15 protein-coding genes and 3 pseudogenes are annotated in these 23,324 nt (G+C 69.7%); 10 read left to right on the top strand and 8 right to left on the bottom strand.

Going from position 1 to position 23,324, the window contains the following annotated elements:
• Positions 1-62: 62 nt before the first annotated feature.
• On the bottom strand, positions 63-1,025 hold the full coding sequence (locus ACNPQM_RS20040) for a helix-turn-helix domain-containing protein (RefSeq protein WP_418085086.1): 963 nt from the start codon (positions 1,023-1,025) through the stop codon (positions 63-65).
• Between the two features lie 97 nt (positions 1,026-1,122).
• On the opposite strand from ACNPQM_RS20040, the gene ACNPQM_RS20035 reads away from it, so the two are divergent.
• Both ACNPQM_RS20035 and ggt read left to right on the top strand, forming a co-directional pair.
• Positions 1,123-5,346 carry a S8 family serine peptidase gene (locus ACNPQM_RS20035; RefSeq protein ID WP_418085085.1) on the top strand — a complete coding sequence of 1,408 codons (4,224 nt, stop codon included), beginning with the start codon at positions 1,123-1,125 and terminating at the stop codon, positions 5,344-5,346.
• Between the two features lie 469 nt (positions 5,347-5,815).
• Positions 5,816-7,675: a gamma-glutamyltransferase gene (gene ggt, locus ACNPQM_RS20030; protein ID WP_358861748.1), complete on the top strand. Its 1,860-nt coding sequence runs from the start codon at positions 5,816-5,818 to the stop codon at positions 7,673-7,675.
• A gap of 385 nt (positions 7,676-8,060) precedes the next feature.
• On the opposite strand, the gene ACNPQM_RS20025 is transcribed toward ggt, so the two are convergent.
• From ACNPQM_RS20025 to ACNPQM_RS20015, 3 genes are all read right to left on the bottom strand, one after another.
• Complete coding sequence (locus ACNPQM_RS20025; RefSeq protein ID WP_418085084.1) at positions 8,061-8,561, bottom strand: nucleoside deaminase; 501 nt, start codon at positions 8,559-8,561, stop codon at positions 8,061-8,063.
• Between the two features lie 139 nt (positions 8,562-8,700).
• A complete protein-coding gene (cynS, locus tag ACNPQM_RS20020; RefSeq protein WP_358861742.1) occupies positions 8,701-9,171 on the bottom strand; it encodes a cyanase in 471 nt (156 codons plus the stop codon).
• A gap of 121 nt (positions 9,172-9,292) precedes the next feature.
• Positions 9,293-9,886 carry a carbonic anhydrase gene (locus ACNPQM_RS20015; RefSeq protein WP_418085083.1) on the bottom strand — a complete coding sequence of 198 codons (594 nt, stop codon included), beginning with the start codon at positions 9,884-9,886 and terminating at the stop codon, positions 9,293-9,295.
• A 124-nt stretch (positions 9,887-10,010) separates the two neighbouring features.
• Here ACNPQM_RS20015 and cynR point away from each other — a divergent pair, with 124 nt between their 5' ends.
• Positions 10,011-10,919 (top strand): transcriptional regulator CynR, encoded by a 909-nt coding sequence (cynR, locus tag ACNPQM_RS20010; protein ID WP_418085082.1) that lies wholly within the window; start codon positions 10,011-10,013, stop codon positions 10,917-10,919.
• A gap of 405 nt (positions 10,920-11,324) precedes the next feature.
• A complete protein-coding gene (locus tag ACNPQM_RS20005) occupies positions 11,325-13,583 on the top strand; it encodes a M4 family metallopeptidase (protein ID WP_418085081.1) in 2,259 nt (752 codons plus the stop codon).
• 2 nt (positions 13,584-13,585) lie between these two features.
• Here ACNPQM_RS20005 and ACNPQM_RS20000 read toward each other — a convergent pair whose 3' ends face one another.
• Together ACNPQM_RS20000 and ACNPQM_RS19995 are read right to left on the bottom strand one after the other, a co-directional pair.
• The gene (locus ACNPQM_RS20000; RefSeq protein ID WP_418085080.1) at positions 13,586-13,861 is read right to left on the bottom strand and encodes a hypothetical protein; all 276 of its coding nucleotides are present in this window, start codon (positions 13,859-13,861) and stop codon (positions 13,586-13,588) included.
• Positions 13,862-13,983: 122 nt separating this feature from the next.
• A complete protein-coding gene (locus ACNPQM_RS19995) occupies positions 13,984-15,393 on the bottom strand; it encodes an FtsW/RodA/SpoVE family cell cycle protein (protein ID WP_418085079.1) in 1,410 nt (469 codons plus the stop codon).
• Between the two features lie 736 nt (positions 15,394-16,129).
• Here ACNPQM_RS19995 and ACNPQM_RS19990 point away from each other — a divergent pair.
• Positions 16,130-16,786 carry a TOPRIM nucleotidyl transferase/hydrolase domain-containing protein gene (locus ACNPQM_RS19990; RefSeq protein WP_418085121.1) on the top strand — a complete coding sequence of 219 codons (657 nt, stop codon included), beginning with the start codon at positions 16,130-16,132 and terminating at the stop codon, positions 16,784-16,786.
• A 271-nt stretch (positions 16,787-17,057) separates the two neighbouring features.
• Here the strand turns inward: ACNPQM_RS19990 and ACNPQM_RS19985 are convergent.
• Positions 17,058-17,588 (bottom strand): annotated as a pseudogene (locus ACNPQM_RS19985) (RNA-guided endonuclease InsQ/TnpB family protein); the annotation flags it as partial.
• Between the two features lie 17 nt (positions 17,589-17,605).
• On the opposite strand from ACNPQM_RS19985, the gene ACNPQM_RS19980 reads away from it, so the two are divergent.
• The 4 genes and pseudogenes from ACNPQM_RS19980 to ACNPQM_RS19965 all read left to right on the top strand — a co-directional run bounded on the left by ACNPQM_RS19980 (position 17,606) and on the right by ACNPQM_RS19965 (position 22,116).
• A complete protein-coding gene (locus tag ACNPQM_RS19980) occupies positions 17,606-18,511 on the top strand; it encodes a helix-turn-helix domain-containing protein (RefSeq protein ID WP_418085078.1) in 906 nt (301 codons plus the stop codon).
• 469 nt (positions 18,512-18,980) lie between these two features.
• Positions 18,981-19,358: pseudogene (locus tag ACNPQM_RS19975) on the top strand (IS1380 family transposase); the annotation flags it as partial.
• A 112-nt stretch (positions 19,359-19,470) separates the two neighbouring features.
• Complete coding sequence (locus ACNPQM_RS19970; RefSeq protein WP_418085077.1) at positions 19,471-20,601, top strand: serine hydrolase domain-containing protein; 1,131 nt, start codon at positions 19,471-19,473, stop codon at positions 20,599-20,601.
• 91 nt (positions 20,602-20,692) lie between these two features.
• A pseudogene (locus ACNPQM_RS19965) lies at positions 20,693-22,116 on the top strand (IS1380 family transposase).
• A gap of 123 nt (positions 22,117-22,239) precedes the next feature.
• On the opposite strand, the gene ACNPQM_RS19960 reads toward ACNPQM_RS19965, so the two are convergent.
• Positions 22,240-22,536, bottom strand: coding sequence for a penicillin acylase family protein (locus tag ACNPQM_RS19960; RefSeq protein ID WP_418085076.1), 297 nt, complete (start codon positions 22,534-22,536; stop codon positions 22,240-22,242).
• A gap of 52 nt (positions 22,537-22,588) precedes the next feature.
• Between ACNPQM_RS19960 and ACNPQM_RS19955 the strand changes: the two genes are divergently transcribed.
• A complete protein-coding gene (locus ACNPQM_RS19955; protein ID WP_418085075.1) occupies positions 22,589-23,311 on the top strand; it encodes a VOC family protein in 723 nt (240 codons plus the stop codon).
• The last annotated feature ends 13 nt before the right edge of the window (positions 23,312-23,324 follow it).

Below are 23,324 nucleotides of genomic sequence, written 5' to 3'. Positions count from 1 at the left end.
GACGAGGAGATACGCGCGCCGAGACCGCATCCACTCATCTCCGCCCCTGCCGGCGTGCTGTCTCACAACCAGCCGCGGCGGGCCGCGATCACTCCGGCCTGGAAGCGGTTGGCGGCGCCGAGGAGGTCGTGCAGGCGGCTGATGCGGCGGCGCATGGTGCGGACGGACCAGCCGAGCTGGCGGGCTATCGCCTCGTCCTTGAGGCCGCTGACCAGGAGGGTGAGGACCAGTCGGTCCTCCTCACCCAAGGGGTCCTCGGCGGGGGCGTTGAGGGGCAGGGCCTGCTTCCAGCACATTTCCCAGTAGCCGGTGAGGGCATCGAGCAGGGTGGACGGGCGGATCACCGCGGCGCGGACGTCGTTGAGGTCGAGGGAGAGCGGCATCAGGGCCAGCTTGCGGTCGGCGATGGCGAGTTTGATGCTCAGGCCGGGCAGGACGCGGGCCTGTTCGCCGTGCCGGACCAGCTCGCGGACGTCGTCGAGGACGCCCGGCCATTCCAGGGCCTCGGGGGCGTAGATCGCGCGGTAGCGTACGCCGCGGCCGAGCGCCGTCGCCTCCACCGGGTTGGAGGTGGTCAGGGCGTACGGCGGCCGGTCCAGGGTCATCACGTCCTCGTGGGCCTCCTGCTGAAGGCGGACGAACCAGCGGCCCAGCGCCTCGCTGCCGGTGGTGATCTCCACCTCGTCCTCATCCGTCGCGCCGGTGCGCGCGGCGGCGAACAGCCGGGACAGCTCGTCGGCCGCCGAACGGACCCGCTCCAGCTCATTGCTTCTGGCCCGCACCAGCGCCTCGACGGCGGCGCCCGGTTCGATCGCGGCGTACCGGCGGCGGGAGCCGGCGAGCCGGCCGACCAGCCCGTGGTCGCGGAGCCGGTCCAGCGCCCTGGCGACGCGCTCGGCCGAACATTTGAGATCCGCGGTGAGTTCGGCAGGCGCCGCCGTCCGCCGGGTCAGGACGGCGCGGTAGACGCTCTCGTCGAACGGATCGATGCCTGCCGCCGTGAGTTGCGGTGTCTGCGGAGTCATGAACGGATGGTGGCCCAATTGTGCCAGCGGCAGCAATGGGCCACGGAGATCGGTTGTGCGTCAAGTGCCCTCGCCACTAGGACCTTTACGCATGGCAATGAAGTCACGAAGATCGCGTCATGCCGCCCTCGCCGCCGTTGTTCTCGCCGGCATGTTGGCGGTGACACCGGGTGCTTCCAACGCGTCCACGCCCGACCCGTCGCAACGAGTGCTCGTCGAACTGTCCGGGAACCCAGCGGTCACCGCCGCGCCCGGTGGATCACTGCTGTCCGCCGAGGCCGCCCGCGGCGTCGGCGCCGCCCGCCGCGCGCTGGACGCGCGGCAGGAGACGTTCATCGGCTCGGCGAAGAGCGCCGGGCTGCACCCTTCGGCGACCCGCAAACTGGGTCTGCTCGTCGATGCCGTGGCAATGACGGTGCCCGCGTCCGAGGTGGGGCGGCTGTCCTCGCTGCCGGGCGTCACCGCCGTCCGCCCCGACACCCGGGTGCTGGCGAAGACGGACGTGAGCGTGCCGCTGATCGGCGCACCCGGCGTCTGGCAGCGCAAGGACCCGGCCGGAAGCCGCGTCACTGGCAAGGGGACCACCGTCGCGATCCTGGACAGCGGCGTGGACTACAGCCACCCCGACCTGGGCGGCGGACTCGGCAAGGGGTACAAGGTCGTCGGCGGGCACGACTTCGTCAACGATGACGAGGATCCGATGGACGACAACGGCCACGGCACCCACGTCGCCGGCATCATCGCGGGCAAGGCGGCCGAGAAGGGCGGCACCACCGGCGTGGCGCCCGGCGCGAATCTGCTGGCCTACAAGGTGATGGACGCCGACGGCTCGGGCTACACGTCGGACATCATCGCCGGAATCGAGGCGGCCTCCGATCCGGCCAACCCGCACCGCGCCGATGTCATCAACATGAGCCTCGGCGGCCCCGGCGACGGCACCGACCCGCTGGGCCGCGCCGCGACCGCGGCCGTACAAGCGGGTGTGGTCGTGGTGGCCGCGGCCGGCAACGACGGCCCGGGCACGGGTACGGTCAGCAGCCCCGCAACGGCCGACGGCGTGGTCGCGGTCGGCGCGTCGACAAGCAACCTGCGGCTGCCCAGCGCTTATCTGGCCGGCAAGAAACCCGAGTTGATCCAGACCTACCGCGGCATCCTGTCCGCGAACCCGCCGGAGCACCCCGTCACGGCGCCGCTGGTCGATGTCGGCGAGGGCACCGCCGAGGACTGGAAGCGGGCCGGCGACGTACGCGGAAAGATCGTACGGGCCAAGACACTCATCGCTTCCGACACCCAGTACCTGACGGCAAGCGCCGTGGAGTGGGCGAAGGAGGCGGAGAAGCGCGGCGCGATCGCCGTGCTGGCCGGCCTGCCCTCCAACGACGGCCCGGTGTTCCTCGCCGGAGCACCGGGAGAGGTCCGGCCGCCGGAGGTGAACCCTGAGCCGGGAGTGGCCCAGGTGCCGTCCCCGTCCGCGCGGATCGACGCCTCCGGCGACTCGCTGCGCATGGACCACCTGGTGGTCATGGGCATCGACTCGACCCAGTACACGGAGTTGAGCGCCCGGCTCGCCGCCGGGAAGGTCTCGGTGACGCTGCGCGGCACCGACACCACCGACCGGATCGCCTCGTTCTCCTCACGCGGTCCCACACAGGGCTTCGGTTTGAAGCCCGATCTGGTCGCGCCGGGCGTGGAGATCCGCTCCACCGTGCCCAAGGCACTGTACGGGCCCGGCGAGTACCGCATGTCGGGCACATCGATGGCGACCCCGCACGTCGCCGGCGCTGCGGCCCTGCTGCGCCAGCTGCATCCCGGCCGGACTCCTGCCGAGATCAAGGCCGCGTTGGTCGGCACCGCGAAACCGCTGAGCGGCAACGGGCCCACGACGCAGGGCTCGGGCCGGCTCGATGTGGCCGCGGCAGCCTCGGCCACGGTCAGTGCCTCGCCGGCGTCGGTGTCGTTCGGACTCGCCGATCTGTCCGGGCGTCACGTCGGCGGAGTCGCAAAGGTGACGCTGCGGAACTCCAGCAAGCGGCCGGTCGCGACCTCGCTGCGGACCGACGGTCCGGCCACGGTCTCGGCGAAGCGGGTCACCGTACCGGCCGGGGGGACCGCGACCGTCACGGTCTCGCTGCGCGTCGCCCGACCGGCGGCCGACACCGAGATCAGCGGCCGTCTCACGGCGACTCCCGACCGGGGACCGGCGATCGGGGTGCCCTACCTGCTCGCCGTCCGGCATCTGGCCGTCCAGGCCGCACCCGACCCGAGCGACGGTCACTCGACCGTGCACATCGCCCCGCCGACCCGGCTGGCCGCACCGCCGGTCGTCACCGTCACCCCGCCTCGTGGCAAGGCCGTCGACGTCACTTCCACACTGGATCCCGCCAGCGGCTACTACCGGGCCGCGGTGACCGGCAGCGTGGCCGGCGCCTACCGGGTCTCGGTACGCGGCACCGCCGGCACCGGGCAGCGGCTCACCGGCACCAGCGCCTTCGAGGTCACCCCGGTCGACAGCCGCAGGAACCTCTGGAAGCCGGTAGGTCCCAACAGCCAGGCCGGCTCCATCGCCCTCTCGTCGAGCCGGCCGAAGCAGGCCGTCCTCACCCAGTACCAGAAGGCGGCTCCCTGGCTGACCACCGACAACGGCACCTCCTGGCGCCAGTTGGGGCGTCTGCCCGTCGCGGACGGCACGGGCCCGCTCGTGGTGGACGCGAAGAATCCCGACCGCTGGTGGTACGCCGTGAACAGCGTTCGCGACGGCAGTCGCCGGGGCGCCATCCTGCGCACCGATGACAACGGGCGGACCTGGCGCACGCTCGACGTCCCGGACACCCGCATCGCGGCGCTCGCCGCCGATGAACAAACCCGCACCCTGGTCGCGGTCACCTCGGACGCACTGCTGGTCAGCACGGACGCGGGCGACCACTGGACGACGTATCCGACCGGCGTCACCGGCGGCATCACCGCCGCCGTCGTCACCGGTGACACCCTCTATATGACGACGTATCACGGCGTCTGGGTCCGCTCCGGCATCGGCTCGGGAAACCCCGGCGAGGCACGCCTGCTCTTCGACCCGGCCGGCGAGACCGTCGGCGGGCTGGCCGCCGACTCCTCGGTCGTGGCGGTGTATGTCCCGGGCCGGGGAGTTGTCGGTTCCCGTGACGGCGGGGAGACCTGGACCACCCTGCTGTCCATGACGAGCGGCGGCCTCCGCCTGACCATCTCGGGTGACGACCTGTACCTGAGCACGCTGTCCGGCAGTGGCCGTCTCAGCCGCGACCACGGGCAGACGTGGACCACGGTCGCCGCGCCGTCGCGCGCAGCGGTACCGATGGACTACGACCGTTGGGCCGACGGTTCCGTCACCGTCTCCATGGAGCAGGACGGTCTCTATCGGGGTGCCGCGGACGGCACCGGATACCGGCGGATCGGCGTCCAGGGACTGACCGTCAACGATCTCGCGGTCAGTGACGGCCATCTGCTCGCCGCCACCGACAGCGCGGTCTACCGCACCGCCCTTCCCGTCGCGAGCCCGGGGTGGGGCCAGTCGGGCGGCGAGGGCATGAGGGGCGTCACCGTCCCGCAACTTGCCGTGTCGGCCAAGGATCCGAAGGTGGTCTGGAAGGTGCGGCGCACCGCGTTCGGCTCATTCACCGTCGAGCGCAGCGGCGACGGCGGTGCCACCTGGGAGGAGAGGGGCAGTTCGTCGGAGGTGCCGACGGCGCTCCTGGTCCACCCGGCCGACCCGAACCGGGTCATGGTCAGCTTCCAAAGCCTTCTGGGCCGGGGGCTGTTCGCCACCAGCGACGGCGGCGCGACGTGGAAGAACCTCTACCACGAGCGTTCCTTCGCCACTATCGCGGGCGATCCCGCAAATCCGCTGCGCCTGTGGCTCGGCAACACCGCCGGTCTCTACCGGTCTGACGACGGCGGGGTGACCGTCACCAAAGTCGTAGACGGTCCGGTGACCGCGATCGACCTCGACGGACGGCGTCTCGTCGTCGGCGGCGAGAGCGTCCGCGTCAGCACCGACGGCGGCCGGACCTTCCGCACCGCGGACACCGGCGCTCTCGCGATCCATGTCTCCGACCTGCTCCGGGTCGAGGACACGCTCTACGCGGCCACCACCAGCTCCGGGGCCAGCGGCCTCCTGCAAGGCGGCCGCGGCGTACTGCGCAGCACCGACCACGGTCTGAGCTGGCACAACATCTCAACCGGCCTGCAGAACACCGACACCACCAAACTGGCCGCGAGCCCCGACGGCCGCACGCTCTACGTCGGCACTGTCGACGGCGGCGTGCACCGTCTCGACCTGCGTCACTAATCACTACGGACCGGGCGCCCGGACGGAACCTGTGTCCGGGCGCCCGGTCCACGCGTTGACGGGGCCGGTGGATCAGCGCTACGACCACGACGGCCGGGCCGCCCGGTGTGGGGGGCTTCAGCGGCGGTTTCGGTGCGGCATCCGGACCGGCTGGTGTTCCAGGGCGCGCATGCAACATCAGGCGCGGACGTCATCGGCAGCAGTCCGCAGCATCGCGAGGACGTTCGTGACGGTCGGACAGGCCGGACGGAGCAGCACAAGCGGTCATCATGCCGTCCTCACTGACGTAACTGTCACTGGGATGACCTGGGCAGACGCGGATTCCGTCAAGCGCAGGGCCGTTGAACCGCACTGGTTACTGCCGAGGAACCTCAGATGTTCCGCAAAGATCTCCAAGATCCATTGCCGATGAGACCGGCTGTTGCCAAAGTGCCAGCAATCACCCTCGCCCGACGCCCTCGGAGGCTCGATGATCGCCCGCCGTGCCCTGGTGTCTGCCGTGTCAGCGGCAGCCCTCGCTCTTCCTCTGCTCCTCCCCACCGCAGCCGCCGGCTCATCCCCGGCAGGCGGTGTCGCAGCACCCTCCGGCTCGCGTCTCCAGCCGCCGCCCAAGCAGGCCGTCGCCACCGGCAGCGGGGGCGCAGTCTCCAGCGTGAACCCCTACGCCTCGCAGGCCGGCATCGAGGTGCTGCGGCGCGGCGGCAACGCGGTCGATGCGGCGGTGGCGACCGCGGCCGCGCTCGGAGTGGTCGAGCCGTACTCGGCAGGCGTAGGAGGCGGCGGCTATTTCGTGTACTACGACGCCGCCAAGAAGAAGGTGCACACCATCGACGGCCGAGAGACGGCCCCGGCCCGGATGCACTCCGACTCCTTCATCGACCCGTCCACGGGCAAAGCCATCCCGTTCCAGGAAGCGGTCAACTCCGGCCTGTCCGTGGGAGTTCCGGGCACCCCGGCGACCTGGCAGAAGGCCCTGGACGACTGGGGCACCGTCTCGCTCGGGCACGCACTGCGCCCGGCCACCCGGATCGCCGACGCCGGCTTCGTGGTCAACGACGAATTCCGCGCCCAGACGGCGATGAACGAAGCCCGCTTCCGGGACATCACCTCGACCTCCGAGCTGTTCCTGCCGAACGGTGAACTCCCCGTGGTCGGCAGCCGTTTCCGCAACCCCGACCTGGCCCGTACGTACCGGGAACTGTCCCGCAAGGGCATAGGTGCGCTCTATCACGGCGACATCGGCCGTGATGTGGTGCGCACCGCCCAGAACCCGCCGGTGGCCGCGGGCTCCGACCGTACGTTCTGGCCCGGACTCATGGAGCGGCGCGACCTCGCGAACTACGCGGTGGTGCGCCGGGACCCGACCCGCACCACCTACCACGGGCTGGACGTCTACTCCATGGCGCCGTCCTCCTCCGGCGGCACCACCGTCGGCGAAGCGCTCAACATCCTGGAGAACTTCCCTCTGTCGTCCGCCGACCGGGTCCAGGCGCTGCACCACTACCTGGAAGCCAGCCGGATCGCCTTCGCCGACCGCAACCGCTGGGTGGGCGACCCCGCCTTCTCGGACGTGCCCACGAAGGCGCTGCTGTCCAAGGAGTTCGCGAAGGACCGGGCCTGCCTGATCCGGCCCGACGCGACGCTGACCAGCCCGCTGGCCCCGGCGGACCCGCGCGGCGCGACAACCGGCTGTGTCCGGGGGAACGGCACTCAGGAGCCTTACGAGGGGCCCTCGACGACCCATCTGGTGACCGCCGACCGTTGGGGCAACGTGGTCTCGTACACCCTGACGATCGAGCAGACCGGAGGCTCGGCCATCACCGTGCCCGGACGTGGCTTCCTGCTCAACAATGAGCTCACCGACTTCGACTTCACTCCGCTCACCCCCGGGGTACCCGACCCGAATCTGCCCGCGCCGGGCAAGCGTCCGCGCAGCAGCATGTCGCCGACGATCGTGCTGCGGGACGGGAAGCCGGTGATCGCGGTCGGTTCGCCGGGTGGCGCGACCATCATCACCACGGTGCTGCAGACTCTCGTCAACCGTTTCGACCTGGGCATGTCGCTGCCCGATGCGGTCGCCGCTCCGCGGATCTCGCAGCGGAACCGGACCACGACCGACGCCGAACCCGCCTTCCTCGACTCACCCGAGCGCACCGCGCTCGAAGGCCTCGGCCAGCACTTCGTCCTGGCCCCACAGACCTTCACCCCCTCCCCGGAGATCGGAGCGGTGGCCGCACTGGAGTTCCAGCGCGACGGGAAGGTCACGGCGGTCGCCGAACCCAAGCGGCGAGGTGGCGGCTCGGCCATGGTGGTCAACGAGAGCCGTTGACACGGCGGACGCTGCATCACTCGGGCCCCGCGCAACGCCTCGGTGCTTACGGCGGGCGTGTTTCGAAGGGAGCGTCGTCCGCCGGTAGGGCGGGCCAGGCGGCATCCGGTGCGTGCGATCGCGAGGCGGAGGCTCGCCCCGATACGGCCAGTATCGGGGCGAGCTCGACAACGCAGCGAGCGTGCGCCAGGCGCCGCCTGGCAGACGGGCTTTCGAAACACGCCCTAGGACTGGTCCGAGAGCCAGGCGGGCCGGTCAGCGCCCCACGGGTGCGCCTCCTCGAGCTGGGAGGCCAGGCGGATGAGCAGGTCGTCGCGGCCGTACGCGGCGGCGAGCTGAACGCCGATCGGGAGGCCCTGGGCGTTGCGGTGCAGAGGCAGGCGCCTCAGCCGGCGGTCGGGACGCCCGCGACGCGGCGCTCGCCGCCGTTGCGCTGCTGCCAGAACCGGTACACCTCGACGGCGTCCTCGCGCTGCTCGTAGCGCATCGGCAGCCGGCGCTCCTGCCAGGGCTTGGCGAACTCGTCGTAGAAGGTGTCCAGCTCGAAGTACTTGCGGTCGTCCACGTAGTGGGGCTCGTAGGCGTCGCGGGTGGTGAGGAAGACGACCTCGTCCGGCGAGCAGTAGTACAGCGAGCCCAGGCACATCGGGCAGGGGTGGGCGAGCACGTAGATGGTGGTGCCGGTCAGGTGCTCGGTGCCGAGCTTGGTGCAGGCTTCGCGGATCGCGAGGATCTCCGCGTGCGCGGTGGGATCGCCTGTCTGGGCGACCTTGTTCGGGCTCTCGGCGAGGATCTCGCCGTCCTTGACGATGACGGTCGCGAACGGGCGGCCGCCCTCGGCGACGTTCTGGCGGGCGATGTCGATGGTGCGCTGGACGAAGTCCATGAAAGATCCTCCAAAGACAAAAGGGGATGCGAGGCCCCGGCAGGCGGCTTCGCAGGGTTCGGGGAACGGGGCGGGGCGGGCCGGAAGACTGTTTCCGGCCCGCCCCGTTGCCGTCCGCGTGACGCGGTATCGGCGCCGGTCAGAAGGGCTTGGTCGGCAGGTACTTGCCGTCCAGGGTGATGACGGCGCGCTCGCCGCCCTCGGGGTCGGCGACCTTCTTCACGTCGAGCTTGAAGTTGATCGCGGAGATGATGCCGTCGCCGAACTCCTCGTGGACCAGGGCCTTGAGGGTGGTGCCGTAGACCTGGAGCATCTCGTAGAAGCGGTACATGGTCGGGTCGGTCGGGATCCGGTTCGGCATCGAGCCACGGACCGGGATGGTCTGCAGCAGCAGCGCCGCGTCGTCATCCAGACCGAGCAGCTCGGCCACGGCCCTCGCGGAGTCCTCCGGCAGCGGGTGCTGACCGAGGACGGCGGCGGTGGTGAAGGCCACCGACAGGCCCGAGGCCTCGGCGATCTGCTTCCAGGACAGGTTCTTGACGGTCTTGGCCTCCACGGCCTTGGCCGCCAGGGCCTCACGAGCGGTCTGCTCGAACTGGGCGTGCACCATGATCAATACGTCCTTTCAGGGGACCACTTCACCGGGCGGGGGTGGGGGTGAAGTGGCGGGTGGGTGGGGGTGGAAGGGGCTCCCGGCGGGCTGACGCGGGCGGGAGCCCCAAGCCGGGGGGTCAGGCCGCGAGCGCGGCGCCGGTGGCGGTGGCGGTCAGGTCCTCGACGCGGCCGGTGGGGATGTCGTAGACCCAGCCGTGCAGGGCGACCTTCCCTTCCGCCATTGCCTTGGCGACCGAGGGGTGGGTGGCCAGGTTCGCCAGCTGGGCGAGCACGTTCTGCCGCACCAGGGCGGGCACGTCACCGTCGTCGGCGGTACGGGCCATCGAGGCGTCGGCGAGCCGCAGCCAGTCGGCGACCGCCGGGGCACCGCTGAGGTCGTGGCCCTCGGCCAGGGCGGTCATCGCGCCGCACGCGGAGTGACCGCAGACGACGATGTCCTTCACTCCCAATGCGGCAACCGCGTACTCGATGCTCGCCGCGACCCCGTCGGCCCCGGGGGTGTAGGCGGGCACCAGGTTGCCGGCGGTGCGGATGACGAAGAGGTCACCCGGCTCGGTGCCGGTGATCAGCTCGGGAACGACGCGGGCGTCGGAGCAGCTGATGAACAGCGTGTGCGGGCTGTGATGCGTGGCCAGATGGGCGAAGAGCTCCGCCTTGGCCGGGAAGACGTCCCTCTGGAAACGGGCGACGCCCTCGGTGAGGTCCTGCATGGTCACTCCCCTCGGGTGGTGATCGGCCCTGTGAGCTGGTGAGATCCACCATGCATGACCTGTGCCTATAGTGTCCAAGAGCCGTTGACCATATAATCTATTGCTCACATCTATAGTTGTTTCCATGGCTGTTCTCGAACTGCGTCATCTGCGCTATCTGCTCGCCGTGGCCGAACACGGCAACTTCACTCGCGCCGCCGAGGAGCTGCACATCTCGCAGCCCACGCTCTCCCAGCAGATCAAGCAGCTGGAGCGGACCCTGGGTGTGCAGCTGCTGGACCGCACCGGCCGCACGGTCCGGCTCACCGACGCCGGCGCCGTCTACACCGACCACGCCCGGCGCGCACTGCGCGACCTGGCCGCTGCCGAACGCGCCGTCCACGACGTCCAGGACCTCTCCCGCGGCCACCTGCGCCTGGGCGTCACCCCCACCTTCACCGCCTACCTGATCGGCCCGCTCACCGCCGAGTTCCACGCCCGCCACCCCGGTGTCAGCCTCACCCTGGCGGAGATGACCCAGGACCGCATCGAAGCGGCCCTGCTCGCCGACGACCTCGACGTGGGCATCGCCTTCGCCGGCGCCCACCTGCCCTCCATCACCGCCGCCTCGCTGTTCACCGAGACCCTCAGCCTCGTCACCGGCACCCCGCGCGCCCAGGCGATGCCCAAACCCCTACCGGTCCGCGCCCTCAAGGACGAGCAACTCGCCCTTCTCAGCGGAGACTTCGCCACCCGCAGCCACATCGACACCTACTTCACCCGCCACCGGACCGCCCCCCGCGTCACGATCGAGGCCAACTCCATCCAGGCCCTCACCGAAATCGTCCAGCGCACCCCGCTCGCCACCGTCCTGCCCGACGCCATCACTCACGACCACCCCCACCTCTCCCCCGTCCCGCTCGACCCGCCCCTGCCCACCCGCACCGTCACCCTCCTGCACCGCGAGGGCGCCTACCAAAGCGCCGCCACCCGCGCTTTCACCGAGCTCACCCACGACCTCGTCCGCACCCGCGGCTACGCCCCGCCCCTGTGAACTGCCCGCCCCGGGGCGGGGTTCTTGCGGGAGAAGGCCCCTGACGGACCGGATCCGGAGGCCGGTCGGCGCAGCGCCGACGTGAAGGCGGGCCCGGCGGTGCGGAAGATCCGGCGGGGGCCGGAGTACTGCCGCGGCACCACCGTGCGCGACGACCAGGACCGGAGGGAAGCACCCGGGCTGTCGGAATCCGGATGTCAGGAACCCGACACCATCAAGGACGTGACATGCACAGGTCGACAATGGCAGGCTCTTCTCCGGCCGCGCGGGGCTGGACGTTCCCCACAGGGATCTCGCACCGCTGCGGTCATGTCCTCCTCACCGCACCACCAGCTCTACTCGGGCAGTACCCCCTGCCCGGGCTGTCACCGGCCGCAACCCCGGCCGCCGCAGAAGGAGTTCCGAGTGAGAACGACCCCCCGCAAAGCTGTTGCCGCGAGCGCGCTCATCGCGGCCGCCGCGATGATCGCCGTTGCGCTCCCCACGCCCGCCACCGCCGGCACCCAGGCCGACGCGCCCAAGGCGAAGGCCCGGGCCGGCGCGATGCAGGTCCAGCTCAGCGCGAGCGAGCGCGCCACGCTGCTCGCCGACGCGCAGGCCACCGTCGCCACCACCGCCAAGACCCTGGGCCTGGGCGGCCAGGAACAACTGCTGGTGAAGTCCGTCCTGAAGGACGCCGACGGCACAGTGCACACCCGCTACGAGCGGACCTTCGCGGGCCTGCCGGTCCTCGGCGGCGACCTCGTCGTCCACGCGGCGGCGAACGGTGCCGTCAAGAGCGTCAGCAAGGCGACCAAGGCGACGGTGAAGGTCACCTCGACCACCGCCGTGAAGAGCGCCGACTCGGCGAAGACCTTCGCGCTCGACCGCGCCAAGGCCGAGGGCGCCACCGCCCCGAAGGCCGGCACCGTCCGCAAGGTCGTCTGGGCCGCCTCCGGCAAGCCCGTGCTGGCCTGGGAGTCCGTGATCGGCGGCGTGCAGCACGACGGCACCCCGTCCGAGCTGCACGTCATCACCGACGCCACCACCGGTGCCAAACTGTTCGAGTACCAGGGCATCGAGACCGGCACCGGCACCGGCCAGTACAACGGCCAGGTCACCCTCGGCACCACGCTGTCGGGCTCGACCTACGAGATGACCGACGGCACCCGCGGCGGCCACAAGACGTACGACCTGAACGGCGGCAGCTCCGGCACTGGCACGCTGTTCACCGACGCGGACGACGTCTGGGGCAACGGCCTGCCGAGCGACCGTCAGACCGCCGGTGTTGACGCCGCGTTCGGCGCCCAGGCCACGTGGGACTACTACAAGAACGTCCACGGCCGCAACGGCATCAGGAACGACGGCGTCGGCGCCTACTCCCGCGTGCACTACGGCAACGCCTACGTCAACGCCTTCTGGTCCGACTCCTGCTTCTGCATGACCTACGGCGACGGCTCCGGCAACACCAAGCCGCTGACCTCCCTCGACGTGGCCGCCCACGAGATGAGCCACGGCGTCACCTCCAACACCGCCGGCCTGATCTACAGCGGCGAGTCCGGCGGCCTCAACGAGGCGACCTCGGACATCATGGCCGCGGCCGTCGAGTTCTACGTGGACTCCGCGACCGACCCGGGTGACTACCTGGTCGGCGAGAAGATCGACATCAACGGCAACGGCACCCCGCTGCGCTACATGGACCAGCCGAGCAAGGACGGCACGTCCAAGGACGCCTGGTACTCCGGCATCGGCGGCATCGACGTCCACTACTCCTCCGGCCCGGCCAACCACTGGTTCTACCTGGCCTCCGAGGGCAGCGGCGCCAAGGTCGTCAACGGCGTGAGCTACAACAGCCCGACCTCCGACGGCCTGCCCGTCACCGCGATCGGCCGCGACGCCGCCGCGAAGATCTGGTACCGCGCACTGTCGACCTACATGACCTCCTCCACCAACTACGCCGCCGCCCGCACCGCCACCCTGCAGGCGGCCGCCGACCTGTACGGGCTCGGCAGCGACACCTACAACAACACCGCCAACGCCTGGGCCGCCATCAACGTCGGCAGCCGCATCGTCCAGGGCGTGACGGTCACCGACCCCGGCCTCCAGACCACGCTGGTCAACAAGTCCGCGAGCCTGCAGATCCAGGCCACCAGCACCAACCCGGGCGCGCTGACCTACACGGCCACCGGCCTGCCGGCCGGCCTGTCGCTCGACGCCTCCACCGGCCTGATCTCCGGCACCCCCACCAAGCTGGGCACCAGCACGGTCACGGTCACGGTCACGGACTCGACCAACGCCTCCTCCACCGCGACGTTCACCTGGAACGTCGTCAGCGTGATCAAGACCTTCGAGAACACCACCGACGTCGCCATCCCCGACGGGGGCGCCGCGGTCTACTCGGACGTCAACGTCACCGGGATCGCCGGCAAGGCACCGAGTGCCCTCAAGGTCGACGTGGACATCAAGCACACCTGGCGCGGTGACCTGGTCATCGACCTGGTGGCCCCTGACGGCACGCTGTACCGCCTGAAGAATTCCAACATCAACGACTCGGCCGACGACGTGCTCGCCACCTACACCGTGAACGCCTCCAAGAAGACCGCCAACGGCACCTGGAGGCTCAAGGTCCAGGACATGTTCCGCGGCGACAGCGGCTTCATCGACAGCTGGAAGCTGAACTTCTGACCTCAACAGCAGCACACTGAGGCGGCGGGACTCCTCCCGCCCGGGCCCGGCCGGCCATGACCGGCCGGGCCCGAACGCTGCTCCGGGCTGCGGGCCACGAGACCCGCGACGAATTGCAGATCCACCTGGCCCCTGTGCTGCCGGGCGGTGGAGTGCGGCTGTTCGGAGTGCGGCTGTTCAAGGAGATGGGCGACCGCACCCGCGAGTTCGAGACCACCAGGGTCATCGACCTCTCCGGGGGCGCCCACCTCCGGCTGCGCGACTGCGGCTACGGCCATCAGCGACCTCCAGGCTGGATGCGGCTGCGCGCCGTGAGCGAAGGCCGACGGTCCCCCGCGCGCCCCACTGCAACCGGAAGCCGAACCAGTCCACCTGTCGCGGAAGAACACGCTGGGCTTGTTCACGGGCGCATTGTTTGGGGCATCTCGGGGGCGGGCGCGGGGCGGCGTGCGGTGTCGCTGATGCGGATCAGGATGCCGATGAGGGCCCAGTTGGCGATGACGGAGGAACCGCCGTACGCCAGGAACGGCATCGTCATACCGGTCAGCGGGATCAGGCCCATCACACCGCCGGCGACGACGAAGACCTGCAGGGCGAACGCGCCCGACAGGCCGATGGCGAGCAGTTTGCCGAATGGGTCGCGGGCCGCGAGGGCGGTGCGTAGGCCGCGCTCCACGATCAGGCCGTAGATCAGCAGGATTGCCATGCCGCCCGTCAGGCCCAGTTCCTCGGCGAAGGTGGCGAGGATGAAGTCGGAGTTGGCGGCGAACCCGATGAGGTCGGAGTGACCCTGCCCGAGGCCGGTGCCAAGAGTGCCGCCGGAGCCGAACGCCCACAGCGCCTGCATCGACTGCTCGGAATGACCGGCCACGCCCTGGTGGCTGAGCGTGTATTCGCGCATGGGGTCGAGCCAGGCCTGGACACGTTGCTGGACATGCGACTCGAAGGAGGCGACGCCGACGGCGCCGGCCGCGGACATCAGCAGACCGAAGACGATCCAGCTGGTCCGCTCGGTGGCGACATACAGCATGATGACGAACATTCCGAAGAACAGCAGCGACGTGCCGAGGTCGGTCTCGAAGACCAGGATCAGGATCGAGAGGAACCAGATGACCAGGATCGGGCCGAGGTCGCGGCCGCGTGGCAGGTACAGGCCCATGAAGCGGCGGCTGGCCAGAGCCAGCGCGTCGCGCTTGACCATCAGGTAGCCGGCGAAGAAGACCGCGAGCACGATCTTCGCGAACTCACCGGGCTGGATGCTGAAGCTGCCGACGTGGATCCAGATCTTGGCACCGTATATGTCGGCGCCCAGGCCCGGGACCAGCGGCAGCAGCAGGAGGAAGAGCGCGCCGACCATGGAGATGTAGGTGTAGCGCTGCAGGACGCGGTGGTCCTTGAGGAATATCAGCACCACGATGAACAGCGCGATGCCCATCGCCGTGTACATCAGCTGCCGTGGCGCGGCTGTTCCCGCCTGCTTGATCGACTGCAGCAGCTTGGACTGGTCCAGTCGCCAGATGACGACCAGGCCGAGCCCGTTCAGCAGCGTGGCCAGCGGCAGCAACAGCGGGTCCGCATGCGGGGCGGACTTCCGTACGACGAGATGGGCGACGCCGGCCAGTAGGCCCAGGCCCAGGCCGTAGCTCAACAGGCCGGACGGCACTTGGCTGTTGACGGCCAGGCCCACGTTGGCGTAGGCGAACACCGGGATGACTACGGCGAACACCAGCAGCGCGAGCTCGGTGTTGCGCCGGCTCGGCGCGCCGATCGTGTTCGTGTGGTGCGTCGACGTGTTCGATGTACTGGTCATCGTGTGACGGGGCCTCTCACGGCTTGCGTGCTGCTGACCGCACAGCGAGGAGACGACCTTCTGCTCTCCTGCGACAGGCCGGGGCCGGAGCCGGGCCTGGGAGTGGGTGCGGTAGTGGTCTGGGACGGCGACGTCGAAGTCAGCGGAGTCGGCGGCGCTGTTGCCTTGATATCGCCTTAGACGTGAAGGAAGCGTGTGTGGTTCCTGTGGTGCCTGTGGCACCACAGGCCTTGCCCTGGCCCGTCCTGGTGTTGTTCTGGGACTCGGTATCGTGCTGTCGTTCCCGGCCCTTGCGAGTCCTTCGAACCGTTCCTGTCCAGTGCGCATGGGTGAGCCCTGGACCCACTGCTGTGTACTGGGCGCATCCGGAACCGTGTTGGATGCTCTGGGTTCCCGCTTTCGCGTCCCGTTCGGTGACGGCTCTCCAGGGGGCCGGTCCGTGGCACTCCGCCGTGCCGCATCGGGCAGTCGCCATGCGCGACTTCAGCAGCCGGCGATGTCACAGCTCTACGCCGCACCGGACCGCAGTGCGCACTACGTCCTCCCCCATGGGAAGGGGTGAGGTGCCCAGGGTCGACCTGCGCGCGTCGCGCTGCGGGCCACGCAGGTGGCAGCGAAGAAGAACGGCGGCTACGCGAAGCCGCACCTCCTCCGATTTCTTGAGTCGTCGCCCCAAAAAACGTGCGTGCGTACGGGGTTTCGGCCGTGCCAGGATGGCGTGGGGAAGCGAGGTCTCGTGGACGAGTTGAGGCGTTTTGGCCTGGCGCTGGTCGCGTGGGCGGCCGGCGGAGCGGGGGCGGGTGCGGCCGCCACGGTGGCGCGGGAGCTGGCCGGCTGCGGTGTGCGCATGGTCGTGCTCGTCGAGGGGAGCAGTGATCAGGTCGCGCTCGAAGCGCTGGCCACGCGCTACGGCCGCGATCTCGGTGCGGAGGGCGTTGTGGTCGTACCGCTCGGAGGTGCGATGAGCATCGGGCGCTTCCTGGACGTGTGCGGTCCTCCGGGGCTCGGCCTCCCGCTGGCCGGTCTCTGTGACATCGGCGAGGAGCGGCACTTCCGGCGTCACCTGGAGCGGGTCGGACTCGGGTCCGGTCTCACGCGCGCGGGACTTGAGACACTCGGTTTCCATGTGTGCGTCGCCGACCTGGAGGACGAGTTGATCCGTGCTCTCGGGGCCGAGGGTGTGCAGCAGGTGATCGAGGCCCAGGGTGAGATGCGCCCCTTCCACACCTTCCAGGGCCAGCCGGCCCAGCGGGAACGGCCTGTGGAGCACCAGCTGCGACGCTTCATGGGCACGCACAGCGGTCGCAAGGCGCTCTACGCGCAGGCGCTGGTCGCGCATCTGGACCCCGGGCGCGTTCCCCGGCCTCTGGAGCGCCTCCTCGCGCACGTCTGAGACGGCCATCACCATCGCCGTCGCCGTCGCCGTGTGCGGCCCCCTTTCAGAGGATCGGCACCGGCGGGACAGCCCTTAGGGTTGCCGATGGCGGTCGGATAGGGGGAGCTGAGCGTTGGACGGGCCGGCGAGTGTGGACAGCGAGGTGCTCGCCGCTGTGCGAGCGGCGGACGGGGCGGCGTTCGCCGGGCTCGCCGAGCGGCATCGGTGGGAGTTGCGGGTGCACTGCTACCGGGTGACTCCTCCCCCTCGTAAACGAGGGGGCTTCTCGCTATGCCGGTTGGGCTTCGCGACGGACCAGCCCGGCCCGTAGGACGTTCAGGGCGCCCACCGTGTCCGCATGCGCGTGGTGGCCGCACGAGACGCAGTGGAACTTCTCCTGGGTGGGCCGGTTCTCCTTGGCGGTGTGCCCGCACCGAGGGCACCGCCGGGAGGTGTTGCGGGGGTCCACGGCCACCACTTCCCGTCCGGCGCATTCTGCCTTGGCGGTGAGGATCGTCAGGAACACCCCCCATCCGGCATCAGCGATCGAACGGTTCAGCCCGGCCTTCGCGGCGGCCCCGTTGGGCAGGAAACTGCCCGGCGTCGCGGGATCCGGCTTCGGAGCCGGGGCCTTGCTCATGTTGCGGACCCTTAAGGCTTCGTGCGCGATGAAATCGTGGTCACGCACCAGGTTCAACGCGGTCTTGTGCGCGTGGTCCAGGCGCTGACGGCGGACCTTGCGGTGCAGCCGCGCCACCACCTCTACGACCTTACGGCGACGCCTGCTGCCGCGCTTGCACCGGGCGAGGGCTTGGCCGGCTCACGTAGCATGGGCGGATGCGGACTTTCATGCATGGTGCGGCTGCGTGGGACGTCGCGTGCCCGCAGCGGCCCAGCAGGGTGGCCGGTCTCACCATGGCCGGGTTCAGTGTCCGTGACCTGGACACAGTCCGGATGGTCCCGCACCCGGCGGTGACGCTGCTCCTGGAGTTCGGCGCCGCTTCGCCCGTCCTTGACTGTGCCGCCGGGCAACAGCGACGGGGAAGCATCGTCGCCGGGCCCGGGCTCGGGTCCGGAGGCGCGATCCGGGCGCGGGGAGAGAACATCGAGTGCGTGCAGGTGCGCCTGTCCCCGGTGATCGCACGCGCGGTTCTGGGCGCCTCCCCCGCCGACCTCGACGGCGCCGTCGTGTCGCTGGGCGACCTGTGGGGCCGGGAGGCGTCACGGATCCGCGAGCAACTCGGCGATGTCTCGTCGTGGCAGGATCGCTTCGCGTTGACGGACGCGCTGCTCGCCCGCCGGTATGAGGCGGGCCCGCCGGTGGACCCGGAGGTGGCCTGGGCCTGGCACCGGATCGCTGTCAGCCGTGGCCTGGCCCGGGTCGACGGACTCGCGGCCGAGGTCGGGTGGAGCCGTAAGCGGCTGTGGTCCAGGTTCCGGTCGCAGCTCGGCCTGCCGCCCAAGCGCGCCGTGAAGCTGGTCCGCTTCGACCATGCCGCCCACCGCCTGGTCGCGGGTGAAGGCGCGGCCCAAGTCGCGGCCGACGCCGGCTACGCCGACCAGTCCCACATGCACCGGGACGTCATGGCGTTCACCGGGGTGACGCCCGCGACCGTGGCCGGCGAGCCGTTTCTCGCCGTTGACGACATCGCATGGCCCAGCCGCGGAACACCCGCCAAGCCTCACGTCTCCAGGGATCTCCGGCTCGGGCGCCGGCCGGAGGCGAGACGGCTAACGCTGTGAACGTCGCCGCAGTCACCTGCGCTGGGCGGGTCCGGCACCGCTCAACGGTCGAGGGCGCCGGCCGTACCGGTCAGACCGCGATGTACCTTCTTGCTCTTCGGTAACAGCGGTTCCAGCGCTGCCCATTGCGCGTCCGTCAGATCCCCACATGCCACGAACCGAGATCATCCCACGCTCAAGATCCACTTTCGATACACGCCCTAGCCGTGACACCCCCAGCGGTCGCCGCGACCGGCGACCGAACGGTGCGTCAGTGGGTAGCCGCCGCCGGGCGTGTTTCGAAAGTCCCGCCTGCCGGGCGGCGTCTGGCCCGCCCTACGGGCGGACGACGCTACTTTCGAAACACGCCCTAGCCGTTTCACTTGCCACGGTGTCCCGATCTTGAGCGGGAACGCGAAAGTGCCTTCTGAGCTGGGACGATGAGGTAACTCTAAGGTCTCCGTCGTTCCAGCAGGAAGGCACTTTCTGCGTGCACACTACCGGGTCGCGTCCCAAGCCGGTCGTCTCGTCCGACGGGCGCGGGGTGATCAACCACGCTGGGTCCCGTCTGCTGGCCGATCTCGCCGATGCCACCGGCCTGACCGCATCCTTCACCGACGCGCTGCGTCGGCTGCGGCCACGCGGCAACAGGCACGCCCCTGGAAGAATCGCGGTGGATCTGGCGGTGATGCTCGCCGACGAGGGCGAGGCCATCACGGACCTGGCTCTACTGCGCGATCAGGCCGAGGTGTTCGGTCGGGTGGCCTCCACTGCGACCGCCTGGCGGCTGCTGGCCGGCATCGATCCTGCCGCCCTCGCGGCACTGCGGGCGGCCCGCGCCGCCGCCCGCGAAGTCGCCTGGATGCAGGCCCCAGCCCCCGGCAGCGACGAGGCGGTCCGAGAGCGGAACATTTCTTCAAGACGGCTGGCTGTGCGGTTGCGATGCTGGCGGTCAGGCCTCGTCATGAAGGAGAACGCTCATGTGGTTAAAGCGTTGTGTCGCTCTGGTCATCGCTGCGCTGATCGGAGTTGCCACCTCGTCGTCAGCGCGCGCGGTGGGTGAACCGTCCCGCGATGCCTGGTTGCGGGCAGAGATCCAGAGTCTCGTCAATGTCGACGGCGTTCCCGGCGTAGCTGCGGTCACGAGCCACGACCGGCAGCCAGTGCGGCGGATGGCTGCAGGTCTCGCGGACATCCCCGCGGACCGGGCGATACGGCCCAACGACCAGTTCAGGATCGCTTCCATAACCAAGACCTTCGTGGCCACGGTGGTATTGCAGCTGGTCACGGAGCACCAGCTCGCACTCGACCAGTCGATCGCGGGGCTCCTGCCTGAACCGGTACCGCACGCCGACCAGATCACCGTGCGGGAACTGCTCAACCACACCAGCGGACTCTACGATTACTCGGAGACTCCTCACTTCGACCCCGGCGCCACCTACACCCCCGCGCAGCTCATCGCCTTGGGCGTAGAGCATTCGCCGTACTTCACACCTGGGAGCGGCTTCCACTACTCGAGCACCAACTACATCGTCCTCGGCGAGATCGTTCATCAGGTCACCGGTCACGCGATCCAGGACGAAGTGCAGACGCGTCTGATCCACACCCTCCACCTGAGCAGTACGACCTTCCCCACCACGACCACGGTTGCCCCCCGGCAGGCACGCGGCTACGTTTTCGCTGCTCCTCTGCCGCCTCGTTCCGGTCCCGCACTCGACGTGACCACCCGGACAAGCGCCAGCGCGGCCGGGGCGGCGGCAGCGATGGTGTCGACAGGCGACAACGTCGAACGGTTTCTTGGAGCGCTGCTCGGCGGGGAACTCTTCTCGCAGCACCTGCTTACAGAGATGAAGCGGCCCACGCCAGGAGCCGATGCGTTCTTCGCCGGTGCCGGTGTCCCCGGCCTCAGCTACGGCCTCGGCCTGATGATCGCATGGACTCCGTGCGGAACGGCCTACGGCTCTTTCGGAGGCATCGACGGGTACACCTCCATCGTGATGCAACTCGGCCATCGCCGGGTCGCGCTGCTCATGAACACTGACTCTCTGGGGCCCTCGCTGCGCCAGCAGACGCTCTCTATCGCCGAGCAGGAGCTCTGCCGCGCCAGCTAGCCTCCGTGTTTCACTTGCGGTGGCGTCCGAATCTTGAGCGGAAACGCGAAAGTGCCTTCTGAGCTGGGATGATGAGGCTTGTCTAGGGCTTCTGTCACCACAGCAGGAAGGCATTTTCTGCGTGCACACTACCGGGTCGCGTCCCAAGCTTGTCGTATCAGCCGACGGTCGTGGGGTGGTCAGCCATGCCGGGTCCCGTCTGCTGGCCGATCTCGCCGATGCCACCGGCCTGACCACGGCCTTCACCGACGCGCTGTGCCGACTGCGACCGCGCGGCACCGGTCACACCCCCGGCCGGATCGCAGTGGACTTGGCGGTGATGCTGACCGACGGCGGGGAGGCGATCGCTGACCTGGCCCTGCTGCGTGATCAGGCCGAGGTGTTCGGCTCGGTCGCATCCGCTCCCACCGCATGGCGACTACTGGCGAACATCGATCCGGCCGCACTCGACGCTCTGCGCGCGGCTCGTGCCACCGCCCGCGAGATCGCCTGGCTGCAAGCCGACGAGAGCCGGGAGGCAATACCGGCCTCACACGCAGGCGGACGCGAGCTGCCGGGTCTGGTCCTGGACATCGACGCCACTCTGGTCACCTGCCACTCCGAGAAGGAAAACACGGCGCCGACCTACAAACACGGCTTCGGCTACCACCCGCTGCTGTGCTTCCTCGACAACACCGGCGAGGCCCTGGCCGGCCTGCTGCGGCCCGGCAACGCCGCGGCCAACACCGCCGAGGACCACATCACCGTGCTCGACGCCGCACTCGCCCAGCTCCCCGACGCCCACCGCCACGGCGCCAACATCCTCATCCGCGCGGACAGCGCCGGATCCGCCAAAGCGTTCCTGGCCCACATCCGCAGCCTCCGCTCGCGCGGGATCCACACCTCCTTCTCCGTCGGATGGTCCATCACCGAACCGGTACGCCGAGCGATACGCCAACTGCCCAACCAGGTCTGGCACCCTGCCCTCGAACAGGACGGCACTCTACGACCAGGCGCCCAAGTCGCCGAGCTCACCGACCTGGTCGACCTACCGGGCCTGCCCGGGAACACTCGGATCATCGTCCGCCGCGAGCGCCCACACCCCGGCGCCCAGCTGTCCCTGTTCGATCTCGACGAGGGCATGCGCCACCAGGTCTTCCTCACCGACACCCCCTACGGCGAAGGCTCATTGCAACACCTGGAAGTCCGCCACCGCGCCCACGCCCGCGTCGAGGACCGCATCCGCTGCGGCAAGACAACCGGCTTCGGCCGCTTCCCATCCCGACACTTCCACGTCAACCAAGCGTGGCTGGAGCTGTCCCTGACCGCCCTCGACCTGCTCGCCTGGACACGCATCCTGCTGCTGGGAGGCGAACTGACAGCCGCCGCGCCGAAGAAGCTCCGCTACCGGCTGCTGCCCGCATCACCCGCGGCGGCCGCCGCATGCGCCTAAGGATTGCCGCGACCTGGCCCTGGCGAAACGAACTGACCAGCGCATTCGCCCGCCTAGCGGCACTGCCACGGCCAGCCACCTGAACCTCGGCACCGTCCCTGCACACCCACGACCGAGGAACCCTGGAGAACCCGACCGGTGCGTCGGGCCTCGACCATGCCCACCCGGCAGCCAACAACCAGAACCCCCACTACACGGCCGTCACATCAACACAGCCACCCGAAGCGAAACGCGGAGGCTAGTGCTGCCTGAAACAGGTTCACCGGAACGCTTTGGAGAACGATTCGTTCGAGGCGGTGGCGACGGTGTTCTTCTCTTCCGGCGAGCTGCTCGGTCGCGGCGCGGGCCGCTGCCGCCAGCCCCAGGTGGCAGTACGCGGTGTCCCACGGCACGGCGGTGCGCCCCCACACCTCCGCGGCCCGTCCGCTTCCGGTGCGGCGCACGAGGTTTAACCGGAAGCCACGGTCATACCTCTTCGTGTAGCCTCCCTGGGCTGCGCCCACGGGAGGGACGAGGCGCCGTATCGACCGTCAGTGGATCGGAGATGCCCGGGGTATGACCAGTCAACTGTTCGCGATCTGCTTCAATGCGAGCCGGCCATCGAGCCTGGCGCGGTTCTGGTCCGGGGTCCTGGACTGGGAGTTGGCCGGCGGTTCGGACGACGGCGTCGCGATCCTGCCTCCTGATCCCGGCGGTTTCCGCATCCGTTTCCTGCCGAGCCAGGAGCCGAAGACCGGCCAGAACCGGGCGCATTTCGACCTGACGAGCACCTCCCCGGAGCAACAGCAGCAGACGGTGGCCAGGGCGCTGGAATTCGGCGGGAAACACATCGACGTGGGCCAACTCCCCGAAGAGGGGCATGTGGTGCTCGCCGATCCGGACGGCAACGAGTTCTGCGTCATCAAAGCGGGCAACAAATTCCTCGCCGACACCGGCTTCATCGGAGCGGTGGCCTGCGACGGTACGCAGAAAGTCGGCTACTTCTGGAGCGAGGCGCTGCAGTGGCCGCTGGTCTGGGACCATGACCAGGAGACCGCGATCCAATCGCCGAACGGCGGTACGAAGATCACCTGGGGTGGTCCTCCGGTGGCGCCGAAGACAGGCACGAACAGGCTGTACTTCGAGCTGGCGCTCCCCGCCGACGCCGACTGGGAAGCGGAGGTCGACCGCCTGATCTCGCTCGGCGCGACGCGCACCGACATCGGCGAGAACGACGGCGGCCGGGTGCTGATGCTCGACCCCGACGGCAACGAGTTCTCCGTACAGAAGCCTTGGTAGCGGGGCTTCTGTA

Source organism: Streptomyces sp. NPDC056231, assembly GCF_048270745.1.
Classification (GTDB): domain Bacteria; phylum Actinomycetota; class Actinomycetes; order Streptomycetales; family Streptomycetaceae; genus Streptomyces.
Note: the sequence above shows the minus strand (reverse complement) of the source record. Positions and strands in the feature narration are given on the sequence as shown.